Raw genomic sequence first — 17,425 nt, forward strand, 5'->3', positions numbered from 1 at the left:
CGGCCGCAGCCGCGCTCAACTGTCGTCCGCCACCATGAGTTGCACCAGGTCGCCCACGAAGCGGGTGATGCTGTATTGCAGCGGCGCGCCGGCCTGGTCGACGTTCAGGGCTTCCACCTGCAGGATCGGGCGTGTCTTGGGTTGGCCCAGGATGCGCGCCACCTCCGGCGACGGCAGGGTGGCGGTGATGCGCGACCACTTGCGGGTGTAGTCGCCGATGCCGTAATGGGCGTAGACCTTGGACACCGAGCGCAGGGTGTTCATGCGCTCGATGAAATCGGGGAAGCGCTTTTCGTCGAAGTAGTGTTCCGAGGCGCTGATGGGGCGGTTCTCGGCCTTGCCGACCATCTGCACCCGCAGCAGCGGGGCGTTGCGCGCCAGGCCCAGGTGCTTGGCGATCTCGGCCGCGCGCAGCGTCTGGCTGCCCAGCGCTTCGAGGTGGCCCAGCATGCCCTGGCTGCGCAGGTTCTCGGAAAAGCGCGTGCGCTTGCCGATGGCGTAGTCGATGGCGTGTTCCTGCACGAAGGTGCCGCGGCCCTGCTCGATGCGCACCAGTCCGCTCTGTTCCAGTTCGCCCATGGCGCGCCGGATGGTGTGGCGGTTGACGGAGAACTTGGCCGCCAGTTCCGGTTCGGAGGGCAGTTGTTCGCCCGCCGTGTACAGCTTGTTGCGGATGTCGTCCGCCAGGGACTCGCCAATCTGTCGCCACACGGCGATGCCGGAACCTCTTTCGACCATGGAATGTGCTCGTGCTGTCATATCAGCTTCATCAGGAATGGCTGTGATTGTGCACCAAGCGGCGGGCGGGGGATAGGCGATGCGTCCCTGCCGCAACTGTCATCAAAAATTCACGCCAGGCTGTTGAACTTGCTTCTGAACGCGATCATACTCCATCCAGTCGTCTAGACGTTTAGAGGAAATAATGGACCATCCACAAACAGCGCAGGGCGGAATCCAGGCGCAACGGACCGCCTGGATGCGGGTGTTGGCGCTGGCCGATCCGGCCATGCTGGAAGGGGCCTTCGGCTCGCTCGGCGGGCTGCCGCCGCACCAGATGCTGCGCCCGGCGCAGACCGGCATGGCCATGGTGCGGGCCCGCAGCGGCGGCACCGGGGCGCGTTTCAACCTGGGTGAAATGACGGTGACACGCTGCGCCGTCAGCCTGGACAACGGCGTGGTCGGCATCGCCTACGTGCAGGGCCGCTCGTTGCGCCATGCCGAGCAGGCCGCGGTGGCCGACGCGCTGCTGCAACTGCCCGACTGGCACGACACGGTGCAGGCGCAGCTGATCCAGCCGCTGGCGCGCGAACGCGCCGAGCGCATCGAGCGCCAGGCGCGCGTGGCGGCGCAGACCAAGGTCGAATTTTTCACGATGGTGCGAGGCGAGGACTGACATGCATCAAGAACTTCTTGGCGCCGCGGCCGCCAGCCGCCGGCTGTTGCCGGGCTTCGCGGATCCGGTGAACGATGCGCAGGCCACCTTCCGCACCGCGCTCGATGCCATGGCGCATCCGGGCCGCGTGTACGACGTGGCCGCCACCTGCGGCGTGCCGGCCGGCCTGTCGCCGGCGCTGACCGCGCTGTTGCTGACGCTGGTGGACGTGGACACGCCGCTGTGGCTGCCGCAGGGCCTGGACGCCGGCGTGCTGGACTTCCTGCGTTTCCATTGCGCCTGCCCGGTGGTGCCGTCGGCCTCGCTGGCGCGCTTTGCCGTGGTGCCGGCCGGTAGCGCGGCGCCGAGGCCGGCGTCCTGCCACCCGGGCGACCCGGCCTATCCGGACCTGTCCACCACGCTGCTGATCGAGGTCGCATCGCTGGACGCCGGCCCCGAGGTTTCGCTGGCCGGTCCCGGCATCCAGGGCCGCCAGGCGCTGCGCGCCGCCGGCCTGCCGGAAGGCTTCTGGCGCGACTGGCGCATCAACCATCAACGTTTCCCGCTGGGCGTCGACGTGTTCCTGACGCACGGACGGCAACTGTGCGCGCTGCCCCGCAGCACGCGCGTGGAGAGCTGACATGTACGTGGCCGTCAAAGGTGGCGAACGCGCCATCCTCAATTCCTACCGCATGCTGGACGACTACCGGCGCGGCGACCGGGCCTTGCCCGAACTGAGCCTGGACCAGATCCGCGAACAGATGCCGCTGGCGGTGTCGCGCGTGATGGCGGAAGGCTCGCTCTACGATCCGCAACTGGCGGCGCTGGCGCTGAAACAGGCCGCCGGCGACGTGATCGAGGCGGTGTTCCTGCTGCGCGCCTATCGCACCACGCTGTCGCGCTATGGCTACACCCAGCCCATCGACACCGGCGCCATGCGCCTGCAACGCCGCATCTCGTCGACCTTCAAGGACGTGCCGGGCGGGCAGATTCTGGGGCCGACCTACGACTACACCCAGCGCCTGCTGGACTTCTCGCTGGAAGCCGAGCGCGAGGCCGACGCCCTGCCGGCGGCCGGCGAGCCGCTGGACAGCGCCATGCCGCGCGTGACGGACCTGCTGGCGCACGACGACCTGATCGACGCCGAGCCGGTGCCCGAAGGCGATCCCGAGCCCTTCGACCTGACGCGCCAGCCGCTGGACTTCCCGGCCTCGCGCGCGGCGCGCCTGCAGAACCTGGCGCGCGCCGACGAAGGCTTTCTCTTGTCGATGGGCTATTCCACGCAGCGCGGCTACGGCAACACGCATCCGTTCGCCGCCGAGATCCGCTACGGCTCCCTGGAAGTCGAGATGCACATCGAGGAACTGGGTTTCGCCGTGACGGTGGGCGAGATCGAGATCACCGAATGCCAGATGGTGAGCCAGTTCTCCGGCAATGCCGAGGAAGGCCCCAAGTTCACCCGCGGCTATGGCCTGACCTTCGGCTACGGCGAACGCAAGGCCATGTCGATGGCGCTGGTGGACCGCGCCCTGAAGGCGCGCGACCTGGGTGAACGCGCCGATGCGCCGGCCAACGACCATGAGTTCGTGCTTTACCACAGCGACAACGTCGAGGCCTCCGGCTTCGTGCAGCACTTGAAGCTGCCGCACTACGTGGACTTCCAGGCCAACCTGGAACTGCTGCGCCGCCTGCGCGCCGAACGCGCCGCGCCGGCCCCCGAGACCACCCGCCAGCTGGACGAGGCCGTTGCCCCATGAAAACTTCCCATACTCCCGGCGCCGCGGTCGAACGCGACGACCACTACAACTTCGCCTACCTCGACGAGTCCACCAAGCGCATGCTGCGCCGCGCGCTGCTCAAGGCGGTGGCGATTCCCGGCTACCAGGTGCCGTTCGGCAGCCGCGAGATGCCGCTGCCCTACGGCTGGGGCACGGGCGGCATCCAGGTGACCGCGTCGATCATCGGCCCGGGCGACGTGCTCAAGGTGATCGACCAGGGCTCGGACGACACCACCAACGCCATCAACATCCGCCGCTTCTTCGGCCGCGTGACCGGCGTGGCCACCACCGAATCGACCCGCGACGCCAGCATCGTGCAGACGCGCCACCGCATTCCGGAAACGCCGCTGCGGGCCGACCAGATCATGGTGTTCCAGGTGCCGATCCCCGAGCCGCTGCGCTGGCTCGAACCGAGCGAGACCGAGACCCGCACCATGCACGCGCTGGCCGAATACGGCGGCATGCACGTCAAGCTGTACGAGGACATCGCCCAGCACGGCCACATCGCCACCACCTACGACTATCCCGTGATCGTCAACGACCGCTACATGATGCGGCCGTCGCCGATCCCGAAGTTCGACAACCCCAAGCTCGACAACAGCCCGGCGCTGATGCTGTTCGGCGCGGGCCGCGAGAAGCGGGTCTACGCGGTGCCGCCGTACACCCGGGTCAAGAGCCTGGACTTCGAGGACCATCCCTTCACCGTGGAGAAGTGGTCGGAATGCTGCGACGTGTGCGGCTCGCGCGACAGCTTCCTGGACGAGATCATCCTGGACGACGCCGGCACGCGCCGCTTCGTCTGCTCCGATACCGAATACTGCAACGACCGCCAGGCCGCGCAAGCCGAAAAGGAAGCCACCGCATGAACGCCCAACCCTTGCTTTCCGTGCGCGGCATGACGCGCACCTGGGACGGCGTGCACGGTTGCCGCAACGTCAGTTTCGACCTGTTCCCCGGCGAGGTGCTGTGCGTGGTGGGCGAATCCGGTTCCGGCAAGAGCACGCTGCTGTCGGCCGTGTCGTACCAGACCGCGCCCGACGCCGGCAGCGTCTGGTACGACACCCGCGACCAGGGCTTCACCGACCTGGCCGCGCTGTCCGGCGCGCGCCTGCGGCTGCTGGCCCGCACCGACTGGGGCTTCGTGCGCCAGAACGCCCGCGACGGCCTGCGCATGCAGGTCAGCGCCGGCGCCAACATCGCCGAGCGCCTGATGGCGGTGGGCGACCGCCACTACGGCGAGTTGCGCCAGGCCGCGGGCAGCTGGCTGCAAAAGATGGAGATCGACGCCGGTCGCCTGGACGACGCGCCGGCCTCGTTCTCCGGCGGCATGCAGCAGCGCCTGCAGATCGCCCGCAATCTGGTGACCCATCCGCGCCTGGTGTTCATGGACGAGCCGACCGCGTCGCTCGACGTGTCGGTGCAGGCGCGCCTGCTGGACCTGCTGCGCCAGCTGGTGACCGACCTGGGCCTGGCCGCGATCGTGGTGACGCACGACCTGGCGGTGGCGCGCCTGCTGGCGCATCGCACGCTGGTGATGCGCGGCGGCGAGGTGGTCGAAAGCGGCCTGACCGACCAGATCCTCGACGACCCGCAGCATCCCTACACCCAGTTGCTGGTGTCTTCCATTTTGCAGAGCTGACCATGACCGTTGCGACTCCCATGATCGAGGTGCGGGGCCTCGGAAAGATGTTCACCCTGCACAACCAGGGCGGCATTCGCCTGCCGGTGCTGGAGGCGGTCGATTTCGACGCCGCCGCCGGCGACTGCCTGGTGCTGGCGGGCCCCTCGGGCACCGGCAAGAGCACCTTGCTGCGCTGCCTTTACGGCAACTACCTGGCCACCGAAGGCAGCATCCGCGTGCGCGCCGGGGACGACTGGGTCGAACTGGTCGGCGCGCCCGAGCAGCGCATCCTGGCGCTGCGGCGCGACGTCATCGGCTACGTCAGCCAGTTCCTGCGGGTGATCCCGCGCGTGTCGGCGCTGGACGTGGTGGCCGAGCCGCTGCGCATGGCCGGCATCGACGCCGGCGAGGCGCGCGAGCGCGCCGCCGCCATGCTGCGCCGCCTGAACGTGCCGCAGCGGCTGTGGGGGCTGGCGCCCGCCACCTTCTCGGGCGGCGAACAGCAACGGGTCAACATTGCCCGCGGCTTCATCGCCCGGCATCCCATCCTGCTGCTGGACGAGCCGACCGCGTCGCTGGATCCGGACAACCGCGCGGTGGTGGTGGCGCTGATCCGCGAAGCGCGCGCCGCCGGCCGCTGCCTGCTGGGCATCTTCCACGATGAAGAAGTGCGCGACGCGGTGGCGTCGCGGGTCCTGGCCCTGCGTCCCGCGCAGGCCGCCGTCGAATTGGAGTGAGCATGACCAGCACCTACCTGACCCACGCCCGCGTCGTCTTGCCCGACCGCGTGCTGGAAGACAGCGCCGTCCTGATCGAGGATGGCGTCATCGCCGCCATCGCGCCCGATGGCGCCGCGGCCGACCGCGAGATCGACCTGCGCGGCCTGACGCTGGTGCCGGGCCTGGTCGACCTGCATTGCGATGCCATCGAAAAGGAAGCCGAGCCGCGCTCGAAAGTGCTGTTCCCGCTGGATTTCGCGGTGGCGCAGGTGGATCGCCGCAACGCCGCGGCCGGCATCACCACGCCCTACCATGCGCTGTCGTTCGCCAACAGCGAATGGGGCGTGCGCAACAACGACACCGCCGCGCAGGTGGTGCGCAGCGTGCGCGCCTTCCGCCAGCACAGCCTGGTCGACAACCGCGTGCACTGCCGCTACGAAGTGACCGACGCCACCTCGGTGCCGGTGTTGCGGCAGTTGATGGACGAGGGCGCGGTGGACCTGCTTTCGGTGATGGACCATTCGCCGGGCCAGGGCCAGTTCAAGACGCTGGAGTCATACCTGCAATACATGATCGGCAACCACGCCATGAGCCGCGAGCAGGCCGAGGAGGCCGCGCATGCCAAGGCGCGCGCCAAGGATGGCGCGGTGCAGCGTGTGGAAACGCTGCTGGCGCATGCGCGCGACCGGGGCATCCCCACCGCCAGCCATGACGACGATTCGATCCATCGCATCGCCACCATGCGCAACCTGGGCGTGGCGATGAGCGAGTTTCCGATCACGCTCGATACCGCCCGCGCCGCGGTTTCCTGCGGCCTGCCCACCATCCTGGGCGCGCCCAACGTGCTGCGCGGCAAGAGCCAGAGCGGTTCGATGCGCGCCATCGACGCGATCCGCGCGGGCGTGGCCAGCTGCCTGTGCTCGGACTACCAGCCCTCGACCCTGATCGCCGCGGCCTTCGCGGTGACGGCGCAGACCGACCTGACGCTGCCGCAGGCGATTGCGCTGGTGACGGCGAATCCGGCCGACGCCTGCGGCCTGGCCGATCGCGGCCGCATCGCGGTGGGCCAGCGCGCCGACCTGGTGGCCGTGGCGCAGGTTGGCGCGTTGCCGCTCATCAGCCATACCTGGAGCGCCGGCCGCCTGGTGTTCTCGACCCACTATGCGCCGGCGCGCGCGCCGACGCCCGCGCGCGCGGCCGAGGCCGACGGCCTGGTGGCGGCCTGAGGAAACCGCCAGACCTTGTCGCCGGACAAGCGGGCGGCACGCGCATCTGGTTAAATGGGCGGACGAGGACGCCGCCAGCGGGCGAGCGGCCCGTCTGCCTTATTTTCCGGAGCGCGTGATGGCACGATTCAATTTCACCCAGGACCCCGAAGAACCCGATCTCTGGGCCGCCGAAAACGTGCCCGTGGGCGAGGGGCGTCCGCCCATCCACGTCATGGTGCAGACCGACGGCGAGGAGCCCTCCGGCGCGGCGTCCAAGGTGGTCAAGGCCATCATCGACAACCTCGATGAGCAGGTCCTGGCCGCGGCCGACTTCCTGCTGGACAACTACTCGTACGAACACTACAAGAAGCTCGGCATCGAAGACGACCAGCTGCTGGGCGAGGAAACCGCCGAGGCGATGGCCGGGAAGGCCGTGCTGCGCGCCCTCTGGCTGTTCGACGAGGACGGCGACGGCTATGAACTGTGGTTCACGCTGCCCTGGGACCCGGTGCACACCTACGACGTGGAATTCGAGGACGGCGCGCCGGTGTCGTGTTCGGTCAACGACTGAATCCACGCGGCGGCCCCAGGCGGGCCGCGGGATCGGCCGACTCATGAAAAACGGGCCCCGCATTCATCGCGGGGCCCGTGCTTGCGGTTCTGGAACGAGTCGGCGCGCCTGGCTCAGGCCTCGCGAGAGGCCGTGCGCGGCGGCGCTGAAACCGCGCCGGTGGCAGTGTCGGCGGCGGCATCGGCGGCCGCCAGGTCCTCTTCCTTGCCTTCCATCTTGGCGATGACGGCGGTGGCCAGGCTGTTGCCGACGACGTTGGTGGCGGTGCGGCCCATGTCGAAGAACTGGTCGATGCCCATAATCAGCAGCAGGCCGGCCTCGGGCAGGTGGAACATCGGCAGCGTCGCCGCCACCACCACCAGCGAGGCGCGCGCCACGCCCGCCATGCCCTTGCTGGTCACCATCAGCACCAGCAGCAGCGTCAGTTGCTGCGAGAAGCTCATCTCGATGTTGTACGCCTGCGCGATGAACAGCACCGCGAACGACTGGTACATCATCGAGCCGTCCAGGTTGAACGAGTAGCCCAGCGGCAGCACGAAACCCGAAATGCGCTTGGACACGCCGAAACGCTCCAGCGCCTCGATGGTCTTGGGATAGGCCGATTCGCTGCTGGCGGTCGAGAAGGCCAGCAGGGTCGGTTCCTTGATCAGGCCGCCCAGGCGGAAGGTCGAACGGCCCAGGAACAGGTAGCCCACGCCAAACAGGATGGCCCACAGCAGCGCCAGCCCCAGGTAGAACTCGCCGATCAGCTTGCCGTAGCTGACCAGCACGCCCAGGCCTTCGGTGGTGATGGCGGCGGCCATGGCGGCGAACACGCCCAGCGGCGCGAAGCGCATCACGTAGTCGGTGACGCGGAACATGATCTTGGCCAGCTCGTCGATCATGTTGTAGATGGTGTTGTGGCCCTTGCCGCGGATGAACGACAGCGCCGCGCCGAAGAACAGCGAGAACACCAGGATCTGCAGGATCTCGTTGTTGGCCATGGCTTCGGCAATGCTCTTGGGGAACACGTGCGCGATGAAGGCCTTGAGGGTGAAGTCGCCGGTCTTCAGGCCGGCCGTGGCGGCCGCGTCGGGCAGCGCCAGGTTCAGGTGCGCGCCGGGCTGGAAGATGTTGACCAGCGCCAGGCCCAGCAGCAGCGAGATGGCAGAGGCCGCGATGAACCAGAACATGGCGCGCAGGCCGATGCGGCCGACGGCGCTGGCATCGCTCATGCTGGCCAGGCCGGACACCAGGGTGGCGAATACCAGGGGCGCGATGATCATCTTGATCATGCGCAGGAAGATGTCGGTGATCAGGCTGAAGTACGAGGCGATTTCCTTGGCCTCTTGCGCGTTCTGCGCGTACTTGTTGCAGAAATAGCCCACCACGACGCCCAGCACCATGGCGATGCCGATGTAACGCGTCAGCTTCTTTGTATTCATCTTCAAAAACAGGAAAACGGGGATCGTCGCGGTCGGCCCGGGGGAAGGCCTTACCCGCCGGCATGGGGCGGGGCGGATCGGTCCAATGACGGATATGCCGGAGGGCAACCGGCGCGGGTTAACCCTTGGGGCGCGATGTTAACGCCGTCAACCTGACAGTTAGTTGTCAGGTTGGGGACGGGTCAACCCCGACTGCCGCCGCGCCGGCCTCATGACAAAATGGCCTGGCCCCGGGACGCCCAGGCGCTGCCCGGGGCGGGCGCCATCCATACAGATATTGGGCCAGCCAGGCCCGCCGTCACCAATAAGGAGAAAGCCGTGGGAGACAAAGCCATGCCGCAACGCGAATTGTCCGTGCTGGCCTCGGGGTACACCTTCCTGGAGGGACTGCGCTGGCGCGACGGGCGCCTGTGGGCATCGGACTTCTATACAGGCAAGGTCATCGCCGTCGACCTGGAGGGTCGGGCGGAAGTCATCTGCCGCGTCCTGGAGCAGCCGTCCGGCCTGGGGTGGCTGCCGGACGGACGCCTGCTGATTTCCTCCATGAAGGACCGCAAGCTGCTGCGGCGCGAGCCCGACGGCCGGCTGGTCACGCATTGCGACCTGTCCGCCCTGACCGGCGGACCGGTCAACGACATGGTGGTCGACGAGCTGGGCCGCGCCTACGTGGGCAATTTCGGTTTCGACCTGATGGCTGGCGAGCCTTTCGCCACCACCACCCTGGTGCGGGTGGATCCGGACGGGGTGGCCCAGGTGGTGGCGGACGGATTGTGGTTTCCCAACGGTTCCTTCATCACCCCCGACGGCAAGACCCTGATCGTCAACGAGACCTTCGGCAACCGGATCTCGGAATTCGACATCCTGGCGGACGGGGCGCTGGGGCCGCGGCGCGACTGGGCCCACTTCGGCGCCCTGCCGGAGTCGGACGACCTGTCGGTGCTGATCGAAGCGTCGGCCATCGGGCCGGACGGCGGCGCGCTGGACGCCGAGGGCGCGCTGTGGGTGGCCGACGCGATCGGCAAGCGCATCGTGCGGCTGGCGCGCGGCGGCGAGATTCTGGAACAAATCGATACCGGCGAACTGGGCATCTTTGCGGCGGCGCTGGGCGGGCCGGACGGCAAGACGCTGTTCATGGCGGCGGCGCCCGATTTCATCGAGGCCAACCGCCGCGCCCGGCCCGAAGGGCGGATCCTGGTGACGCGGGTGGACGTGCCGCGCGCCGGCCGCCCCTAACGGCGGGCCTGCTTATGGGGGAGGCGCCCGGCCGCGGCTCGGGCGGCCGGTTTAGTCCTGGCGGATAGGGATACCCGTCGTTTCAAGACCTTTCTTCGAATCCCCCGTAAAATCTCACCATTCCGCTTGATTTCAACCATCTTTCAATCGACAGTACCTAAGGAGGACCACTCATGGCCCTAGTCTCCATGCGCCAGTTGCTCGACCACGCCGCCGAGCACGGCTACGGCATCCCGGCATTCAACGTCAACAACCTGGAACAGGTCCAGGCCATCATGGAAGCCGCGGCGGAGACCGACAGCCCGGTGATCATGCAGGCCTCGGCCGGCGCCCGCAAGTACGCCGGCGAAGGCTTCCTGAAGCACCTGATCCAGGCCGCCGTGGAGTCCTACCCGCACATCCCCGTGGTCATGCACCAGGACCACGGCCAGTCGCCCAAGGTCTGCCAGGGCGCCATCGACCTGGGCTTTTCCAGCGTCATGATGGACGGCTCGCTCAAGGAAGACGGCAAGACCATCGCCGACTACGACTACAACGTCGAGGTCACCAAGAAGGTGGTGGACGTGGCCCACAAGCTGGGCGTGACGGTCGAAGGCGAACTGGGCTGCCTGGGCTCGCTCGAAACCATGCAGGGCGACAAGGAAGACGGCCACGGCGCCGACGGCAAGCTGACCATGGACCAGCTGCTGACCGACCCGGAGCAGGCCGCCGACTTCGTGCGCCGCACCCAGCTCGACGCCCTGGCGATCGCCATCGGCACCAGCCACGGCGCCTACAAGTTCACGCGCAAGCCCACCGGCGACATCCTGTCGATCGCCCGCATCAAGGAAATCCACGCCCGCCTGCCCAACACCCACCTGGTGATGCACGGCAGCTCCAGCGTGCCGCAGGAACTGCTGGCCGAGATCCGTGAATTCGGCGGCAACATGAAGGAAACCTACGGCGTGCCGGTCGAGGAAATCCAGGAAGCCATCAAGTACGGCGTGCGCAAGATCAATATCGACACCGATATCCGCCTGGCCATGACCGGCGCCATCCGCCGCTTCTTCGCCGAGAACCCCGAGAAGTTCGACCCGCGCGAATACCTGAAGCCGGCCCGCGCCGCCGCCAAGGCGATCTGTGTGGCTCGCTACACCGAGTTCGGCACCGCCGGCAACGCCAGCAAGATCAAGGCGCTGCCGCTGACCGAGATCGCCGCCCAGTACGCCTCGGGCAAGCTGACCCAGGTGGTGCAGTAAGCCACCGGCCGCCTTCCCCGGAAGGCGGGCAGCAAAAAGGCGGACCCTGGCGGGTCCGCCTTTTTTTCTTTGCGCGCCGGCCCCGTCAGGCGGGCGGCGCGTTGCGGGGGAAATGCGGCACGGTCCTGTCCACGTGGTGCCAGGACGGGGCCGAGTCCGTCCACATGGTGACGCGGGTGTGGAAGGCCTCGGGGTCGTCCAGCGAACCGGCCCGCACCACCTCGTAGCCCATACCCTCCGAGCCGCCGAACAGCGGCGTGCCGCAGTCGGCACAGAAGCTGCGCATCACGGTGTGGCCGGAATCGCCCTGGTAGCGGTGCTCGCGCGCCTTGCCGCGCAGCAGGGTGACCGAGCCGGCCGGCAGGATCAGCGCGTGGGCCGGCGCGCCGCCGCTGGAATACTGGCAATCGCGGCAATGACAGGTGGCCGCCATGATCGGCTCTTCGGTCACCGCGTAGCGCACCGCGCCGCATTGGCAGCCGCCGGTCAGGTGGACCTGCGCGTCGGCGTGCGGCGGGCGTTTCTGGGTTGCATCCTGCATACGACTCTGTCTCCTCCAGGGGTAAAGGGGGCGCCGTGACGCGGTGCGCGGCCGGCGCATTTTTTGGAATCCGGCCAGACTAACCCGGGGCCCGCCGCGCGGCAAGACGGGGCTATTTGCAGTAACCTATGCGCTTTGCGCGACCCCCATTTTTGCCATAGGCCATTTTTCCGTGACTTCTGCTTTGCATCAATCCAGCATCAAGTCCTTGCCGCTGCTGGGCCGCGGTAAGGTCCGCGACATGTACGCGGTGGGCGACGACAAGTTGCTGATCGTCGCGTCGGACCGCATCTCGGCGTTCGACGTCATCCTCGACGATCCCATTCCCGGCAAGGGGCAGGTGCTGACCGAACTGACCGAGTTCTGGCTGCAGAAGCTGGCCCACATCCTGCCGAACCACTCCACCGGCATCAAGGCCGAAGACGTGGTGGCGCCCGACGAAGTCGATCAGGTGCGCGGCCGCGCCGTGGTGGTCAAGCGCCTCAAGCCGATCCTGGTGGAAGCGGTGGCCCGCGGCTACCTGATCGGTTCCGGCTGGAAGGATTACCAGGCCACCGGCGCCGTCTGCGGCATCAAGCTGCCCGCCGGCCTGCAGCAGGCCAGCCAGCTGCCCGAGCCGATCTTCACGCCGGCGGCCAAGGCCGAATTCGGCATGCACGACGAAAACGTCGATTTCGCGCATGTGGTCAAGGAAGTCGGCCAGGAAATGGCCGAGCGCATCCGCGACGTCACGCTCAAGCTGTATGCCGAGGCGGCCCGCTTCGCCGCCACCAAGGGCATCATCATCGCCGACACCAAGTTCGAGTTCGGCCTGGACGACGACGGCACGCTGTACCTGATGGACGAAGTGCTGACGCCCGACTCCTCGCGCTTCTGGCCGGCCGACGGCTACCGCGTCGGCATCAGCCCGCCTTCGTTCGACAAGCAGTTCGTGCGCGACTGGCTCGAGACCCAGACCTGGGACAAGACCCCGCCGGCGCCGCGCCTGCCGCAGGACGTGCTGGAAAAGACGGCCGCCAAGTATCGCGAAGCGCTCGACCGCCTGGTGGCCTGACGCGCCGCCCATTCGAAAGACCGCCCGAAAGACCGCCCGATCGCCGGGCGGTTTTTTTTTGCCCGGCGCAGACCGTTCGTCAGGGTAATCCCTGTTTTTCGGTAAGAATTATTGCGTATTGTTACGTTATACTCGCCGGCAACTTGCAACAGGAAGCCGTCGGCGCGCCCGCGCGGCTTTCTCTCTGTCAACTTGCCGGACGCGGCCCGCAGCCGCCGCCTGGGCCTGGCCGCCCACCGGATGCAGAAAGGAGCTGCGCATGATCATGATGTTGCCTTTCCTGACCGGACTGGTCGCCGTCTGGTTCGGCCTGCTGGGCAAGCGCCGTCCCTGCGTCGCTTTCTGGCTGATCACCCTGGCGGTGTTCGCCGCCTGGTGCCAGTTCCACATGACCAGCCCGCTGGCGCTGTCGCTGTAGGCCCCGCCGACATGATCTTTTCCCGCAATCCCGCGCGCGGCTCGCGCGTGCTCAACGCCCTGGCCCTGCTGGGCGTGACCGCCATCCTCGGGCTGGCCTTCGCCTGGCAATTCGCCTACGACGAATTGCCGTGCCCGCTCTGCCTGCTGCAACGCGTGGCCTTCATGCTGGCCGGGGTGGGGCTGCTGCTGAACCTGCGGCTGGGCCCGTCTCCCATGCACTACGCCATGACCATTGCCGCCTCGCTGGGCGGCATGGTGGCGTCGGGCCGCCAGGTGCTGTTGCACATCGCCCCGGGCGATGCCGGCTACGGCACGCCGTTCCTGGGCCTGCACTTCTATACCTGGGCCTTCATCGCCTTCGGCGCCCTGATCGTGTTCTGCGTGCTGATGCTGTCGGTGGACCGCAAATGGGGCGACAACATGCTCAAGCGGCCGGTGTCGGTGCTGGGCGTGGTCATCATGGCCCTGTTTTTCATCATGGTGCTCGCCAACCTGGGCAGCACCACGCTGCAATGCGGTTTCGGGCCCTGCCCGGACAATCCCGCCGGGTATCTCTGGCTGGGTTCGGGCAATACGCCATAGGGGTGGCGCCGGCGCCGGGTAAAATACCGGGTTTCGCGGCACGGCCGCGGCCTTTCAACGACTCGACACCGGTTATGACAGCCAAGACTTCCGCAGCGGCAGACGCCACCCCCGTGGTGGGCGTGATTATGGGTTCTTCCAGCGATTGGGAGGTCATGAAGCACGCCGTCACCATGCTCGAAGACTTCGGCGTGCCGTACGAGGCGCGCGTGATTTCCGCGCACCGCATGCCGCAGGACATGGCCGAGTACGGCGCCGCCGCGTTCGACCGCGGCCTGCGCGGCATCATCGCCGGCGCGGGCGGCGCGGCCCACCTGCCGGGCATGATGGCGGCCCTGACCGAGGTGCCGGTGTTCGGCGTGCCGGTGCCGTCCAAGTACCTGCGCGGCGAGGATTCGCTGCTGTCCATCGTGCAGATGCCCAAGGGCGTGCCGGTGGCCACCTTCGCCATCGGCGAGGCCGGCGCCGCCAACGCCGCGCTGCACCTGATCGCCACGCTGGCGGGCACCGATGCCGGCCTGCGCAAGAAGCTGGTGGCGTTCCGCGCGCGCCAGACGCAGGCCGCGCGCGACATGAAGGTTCCGCCCGAGGCCTGATCCCCATGACGCAATCGACTGCTTTCACCATTGCCCCCGGCGGCTGGCTCGGCCTGCTGGGTGGCGGCCAGCTGGGCCGCATGTTCTGCCACGCGGCGCAAAGCCTGGGCTACAAGGTCGCGGTGCTGGACCCGGCCGCCGAATGCCCGGCGGGCATGGTGGCGGACCTGCACATCCAGGCCGCCTATGACGATGAAGACGGCTTGGCGCGCCTGGCGCAGACCTGTCAGGCCGTCACCACCGAATTCGAGAACGTGCCGGCCGACAGCCTGCGCGCGCTGGCGGCGCGTTGCCGCGTCAGCCCGGCCGCCGACGCGGTCGCCATCGTGCAGGACCGCATCGCCGAGAAGGCCTTCATCGCCAGCCAGGGCATCCCGGTCGCGCCGCACGCCGCCATCCGCAGCGAGGCCGACCTGCGCGCCGCGCCCGACAGCCTGTTCCCCGGCATCCTGAAGGTCGCGCGCCTGGGCTACGACGGCAAGGGCCAGGCCCGCATCGATTCGCGCGAGGCCGCGCTGGCCGCGTTCGCCGAGTTCGGCGGGGTGGCCTGCGTGCTGGAAGCGCTGATGCCGCTGGACTATGAGATCTCGGTCGTGATCGCGCGCGGTTTCGACGGCGCCAGCGTGGTGTTCCCGGTGGCGCGCAACGTGCACCGCGACGGCATCCTGGCCGTGTCGACGGCGGCGCCGGTCAAGCTTGACGCCGCCCACGCCGAACGCCAGGCGCAGGCCACCGCGGCCGCGCAGGCCATCGCGCAGGGCCTGGGCTACCACGGCGTGCTGTGCGTGGAATTCTTCGTGCTCCAGGACGGCAGCCTGATCGTCAACGAGATCGCGCCGCGTCCGCACAACAGCGGCCACTACACCATGGACGCCTGCGTCACCAGCCAGTTCGAGCAGCAGGCGCGCGCCATGGCCGGCCTGCCGCTGGGCAGCACCGACCTGCTGGCGCCGGCCGTGATGCTGAACCTGCTGGGCGACATCTGGTATCCGTCGGCTACCGGCGACACGCAGCGCGAGCCCGACTGGGCCGCCGCGCTGGCGGTGCCCACGGCCAAGCTGCACCTGTACGGCAAGCGCGAAGCGCGCCGCGGCCGCAAGATGGGCCACGTCACCATCGTCGCGCCGACGCTGCAACAGGCCCAGGCCGACGCGGCGCGTGTCGCCGCCGCGCTGGGCATGCAGGCGCCCGAGTAACGCCATGTCCGCTTCGTCCGTCTCCGCCAGCGCCGCGGACATCGCCGACGCCGCCCGGCGCCTCTTGGCCGGCGAGCTGGTCGCGTTCCCGACCGAAACCGTCTACGGCCTGGGCGCGGACGCCGAGAACCCGCGGGCGGTGGGCAGCATCTACGCCGCCAAGGGCCGGCCGTCGAACCACCCGGTGATCGTGCACATCGCGCCGCAGGGCGACCTGTCGTACTGGGCGGCCGAGGTGCCGCCCGAGGCGCGCCTGTTGATCGACGCCTTCTGGCCCGGTCCGCTGACGCTGATCCTCAAGCGCGCGCCGCATATCGCCGACACGGTCAGCGGCGGCCAGGACAGCATCGGCATCCGCTGCCCCTCGCATCCGGTGGCGCAGGCGCTGCTGGCGGCGTTCGCGGCCGGCAAGCCGAACGGGCAGGGCGGCGTGGCCGCGCCGTCGGCCAACAAGTTCGGCCAGGTTTCGCCGACCCGCGCCGACCACGTGCGCGGTGAATTTCCCGACGAGGTCGCGGCCGGCATGCCGGTGCTGGAAGGCGGCGCCTCCGAGGTCGGCATCGAATCCACCATCCTGGACCTGTCGCGCCTGGATCGCGGCGCCGGCCCGGTGCTGCTGCGCCCGGGCCACATCAGCGCGGCGCAGATCGAGGCCGTGCTGGGCGTGCAGGTGTTCGCGCCCGACGCCGCCGCGCCGCGCGCCTCGGGCACGCTGAAGGCGCACTATGCGCCGCGCACCGCGCTGGAACTGGCGTCCGACGCGCGCCTGCAAGCCGCGCTGCAGGGCCGCGGCCTGCCGCCGGGCAAGGTCGTGGTGGTGGCCTACGCACCGCCGCCCGCGGCCTGCGACACGCGCATCCAGTGGCAGCAGGTGCCGGCCGATCCGGCGCGCTATGCCCAGGCGCTGTATGCCTTGCTGCGCGACCTGGATGGCCAGGGCTTCGCGCGCATCATCGTGCAGGCGCCGCCGGACAGCGAGGCCTGGCACGCGGTCAACGACCGCATCGGCCGCGCCGCCGCAGCGTTCACGCTGGATACGACCGACCTCTAGGACGGCGGGCGGCGGCTCAGGCCGCCAGGAATTCCCCGATCCTGGCCACCGCCTGGCGCATCGGCGCCAGGAACTCCCCCGTCAGCCGCTCCAGCGGCACCCGCGCCGCCTTGACGCTGACGTTGACCGCGCCGCAGGCCTTGCCGCTGGCCGAGCGCACCGGCACCGAGATGGCGCGCACATTCAATTCCAGTTCCTGGTCGACCACCGCGTAGTCCTGCTCGCGGATGCGCGCCAGCTCGGCCCGCAGGCGCGCCTCGGTGGTGATGGTGAACTCGGTGTAGGGCTGCAGTTCGATGGCGGCGAAGTAGCGCGCCAGCGCCGGCTCGGACAGCTGCGCCAGCAGCACGCGGCCGATCGACGTGCAGTAGGCCGGCAGCCGGCTGCCCAGCCCCATCGAGGTGGCCAGCAGCCGGTTCACTTCCGAGCGCGCCAGGTACAGCATCTCGTGCCCTTCCATGATGGCCAGCGCGCAGGTCTCGTTGACCGTGGCGCTCAGTTCCTCCAGCACCGGTTGCGCCAGCGAGACGAACGGCGTCGACGAGAAGTAGGCGTAGCCCAGCCCCAGGATGCGCGGGGTCAGGATGTACTGGCGGCCATGCTGTTCGGCGATGCCCAGCAGGATCAGGGTGTGCAGGCAGCGCTGCACCACCGCGCGCGGCAGGCCGGCGCGGCGCGCCAGCTCGGCCGCCGTCTGCGGATGGCGGCGCGTGCCGAAGGCACGGATCACGTGCAGGCCGCGCGCCAGCGTCAGCATGTAGTCGGGATCACCGCGCAGCTGGTCGGGGTGGTCCTCGGGGGCGAGGGGCGCGGCGTAGCCG

Annotated in this window: 20 protein-coding genes; 16 read left to right on the forward strand and 4 right to left on the reverse strand. The window is 68.8% G+C overall.

Annotated features, from left to right (window positions below; translation table 11 throughout):
* Positions 1-15: 15 nt before the first annotated feature.
* Positions 16-738 (reverse strand): phosphonate metabolism transcriptional regulator PhnF, encoded by a 723-nt coding sequence (gene phnF / locus DK459_RS10955; RefSeq protein WP_006385569.1) that lies wholly within the window; start codon positions 736-738, stop codon positions 16-18.
* Positions 739-922: 184 nt separating this feature from the next.
* Between phnF and phnG the strand changes: the two genes are divergently transcribed.
* The 8 genes from phnG (at position 923) to DK459_RS10995 (ending at position 7,269) form a co-directional block, all read left to right on the forward strand.
* Positions 923-1,393 (forward strand): phosphonate C-P lyase system protein PhnG, encoded by a 471-nt coding sequence (gene phnG, locus DK459_RS10960; RefSeq protein WP_054438527.1) that lies wholly within the window; start codon positions 923-925, stop codon positions 1,391-1,393.
* A 1-nt stretch (position 1,394) separates the two neighbouring features.
* The gene (gene phnH, locus DK459_RS10965; protein ID WP_054442911.1) at positions 1,395-2,012 is read left to right on the forward strand and encodes a phosphonate C-P lyase system protein PhnH; all 618 of its coding nucleotides are present in this window, start codon (positions 1,395-1,397) and stop codon (positions 2,010-2,012) included.
* A 1-nt stretch (position 2,013) separates the two neighbouring features.
* Positions 2,014-3,129, forward strand: coding sequence for a carbon-phosphorus lyase complex subunit PhnI (locus DK459_RS10970; protein WP_020926721.1), 1,116 nt, complete (start codon positions 2,014-2,016; stop codon positions 3,127-3,129).
* A complete protein-coding gene (locus DK459_RS10975; RefSeq protein WP_054447981.1) occupies positions 3,126-4,016 on the forward strand; it encodes an alpha-D-ribose 1-methylphosphonate 5-phosphate C-P-lyase PhnJ in 891 nt (296 codons plus the stop codon). The genes DK459_RS10970 and DK459_RS10975 overlap by 4 nt, the downstream gene beginning before the upstream one ends.
* Entirely contained in the window at positions 4,013-4,789 is a 777-nt protein-coding gene (gene phnK, locus DK459_RS10980) for a phosphonate C-P lyase system protein PhnK (RefSeq protein WP_006385564.1), read from the forward strand. The genes DK459_RS10975 and phnK overlap by 4 nt, the downstream gene beginning before the upstream one ends.
* Positions 4,790-4,791: 2 nt before the next feature.
* Positions 4,792-5,508, forward strand: a complete 717-nt coding sequence (gene phnL, locus DK459_RS10985; protein WP_026383179.1) for a phosphonate C-P lyase system protein PhnL — start codon at positions 4,792-4,794, stop codon at positions 5,506-5,508.
* Between the two features lie 2 nt (positions 5,509-5,510).
* Positions 5,511-6,716 (forward strand): alpha-D-ribose 1-methylphosphonate 5-triphosphate diphosphatase, encoded by a 1,206-nt coding sequence (locus DK459_RS10990; RefSeq protein ID WP_049054883.1) that lies wholly within the window; start codon positions 5,511-5,513, stop codon positions 6,714-6,716.
* A gap of 118 nt (positions 6,717-6,834) precedes the next feature.
* A complete protein-coding gene (locus DK459_RS10995) occupies positions 6,835-7,269 on the forward strand; it encodes a hypothetical protein (protein WP_006385561.1) in 435 nt (144 codons plus the stop codon).
* A 113-nt stretch (positions 7,270-7,382) separates the two neighbouring features.
* On the opposite strand, the gene DK459_RS11000 is transcribed toward DK459_RS10995, so the two are convergent.
* On the reverse strand, positions 7,383-8,693 hold the full coding sequence (locus tag DK459_RS11000) for a dicarboxylate/amino acid:cation symporter (RefSeq protein ID WP_006385560.1): 1,311 nt from the start codon (positions 8,691-8,693) through the stop codon (positions 7,383-7,385).
* A 333-nt stretch (positions 8,694-9,026) separates the two neighbouring features.
* Between DK459_RS11000 and DK459_RS11005 the strand changes: the two genes are divergently transcribed.
* Together DK459_RS11005 and fba are read left to right on the forward strand one after the other, a co-directional pair.
* Positions 9,027-9,926, forward strand: a complete 900-nt coding sequence (locus tag DK459_RS11005) for an SMP-30/gluconolactonase/LRE family protein (RefSeq protein ID WP_035181935.1) — start codon at positions 9,027-9,029, stop codon at positions 9,924-9,926.
* 173 nt (positions 9,927-10,099) lie between these two features.
* Positions 10,100-11,164 carry a class II fructose-bisphosphate aldolase gene (gene fba, locus DK459_RS11010; RefSeq protein ID WP_006385558.1) on the forward strand — a complete coding sequence of 355 codons (1,065 nt, stop codon included), beginning with the start codon at positions 10,100-10,102 and terminating at the stop codon, positions 11,162-11,164.
* An 85-nt stretch (positions 11,165-11,249) separates the two neighbouring features.
* On the opposite strand, the gene DK459_RS11015 is transcribed toward fba, so the two are convergent.
* Positions 11,250-11,705 (reverse strand): GFA family protein, encoded by a 456-nt coding sequence (locus DK459_RS11015; RefSeq protein ID WP_024070134.1) that lies wholly within the window; start codon positions 11,703-11,705, stop codon positions 11,250-11,252.
* Between the two features lie 172 nt (positions 11,706-11,877).
* Between DK459_RS11015 and DK459_RS11020 the strand changes: the two genes are divergently transcribed.
* From DK459_RS11020 to DK459_RS11040, 6 genes are all read left to right on the forward strand, one after another.
* Positions 11,878-12,759 carry a phosphoribosylaminoimidazolesuccinocarboxamide synthase gene (locus DK459_RS11020; protein ID WP_006385556.1) on the forward strand — a complete coding sequence of 294 codons (882 nt, stop codon included), beginning with the start codon at positions 11,878-11,880 and terminating at the stop codon, positions 12,757-12,759.
* A 259-nt stretch (positions 12,760-13,018) separates the two neighbouring features.
* Positions 13,019-13,177 carry a DUF5993 family protein gene (locus DK459_RS30760; RefSeq protein WP_006385555.1) on the forward strand — a complete coding sequence of 53 codons (159 nt, stop codon included), beginning with the start codon at positions 13,019-13,021 and terminating at the stop codon, positions 13,175-13,177.
* An 11-nt stretch (positions 13,178-13,188) separates the two neighbouring features.
* Positions 13,189-13,761, forward strand: a complete 573-nt coding sequence (locus DK459_RS11025; protein WP_006385554.1) for a disulfide bond formation protein B — start codon at positions 13,189-13,191, stop codon at positions 13,759-13,761.
* A 74-nt stretch (positions 13,762-13,835) separates the two neighbouring features.
* Positions 13,836-14,357: a 5-(carboxyamino)imidazole ribonucleotide mutase gene (gene purE / locus DK459_RS11030; protein WP_053497327.1), complete on the forward strand. Its 522-nt coding sequence runs from the start codon at positions 13,836-13,838 to the stop codon at positions 14,355-14,357.
* A 5-nt stretch (positions 14,358-14,362) separates the two neighbouring features.
* Complete coding sequence (locus DK459_RS11035) at positions 14,363-15,553, forward strand: 5-(carboxyamino)imidazole ribonucleotide synthase (protein ID WP_006385552.1); 1,191 nt, start codon at positions 14,363-14,365, stop codon at positions 15,551-15,553.
* Between the two features lie 4 nt (positions 15,554-15,557).
* Complete coding sequence (locus DK459_RS11040) at positions 15,558-16,604, forward strand: L-threonylcarbamoyladenylate synthase (protein WP_006385551.1); 1,047 nt, start codon at positions 15,558-15,560, stop codon at positions 16,602-16,604.
* 16 nt (positions 16,605-16,620) lie between these two features.
* On the opposite strand, the gene DK459_RS30605 is transcribed toward DK459_RS11040, so the two are convergent.
* A partial coding sequence (locus DK459_RS30605) for an IclR family transcriptional regulator C-terminal domain-containing protein (protein WP_158288274.1) occupies positions 16,621-17,425 on the reverse strand: 805 nt, incomplete at its 5' end.

Source organism: Achromobacter sp. RW408 (assembly GCF_003184165.1).
Lineage (GTDB): Bacteria > Pseudomonadota > Gammaproteobacteria > Burkholderiales > Burkholderiaceae_B > Achromobacter > Achromobacter xylosoxidans.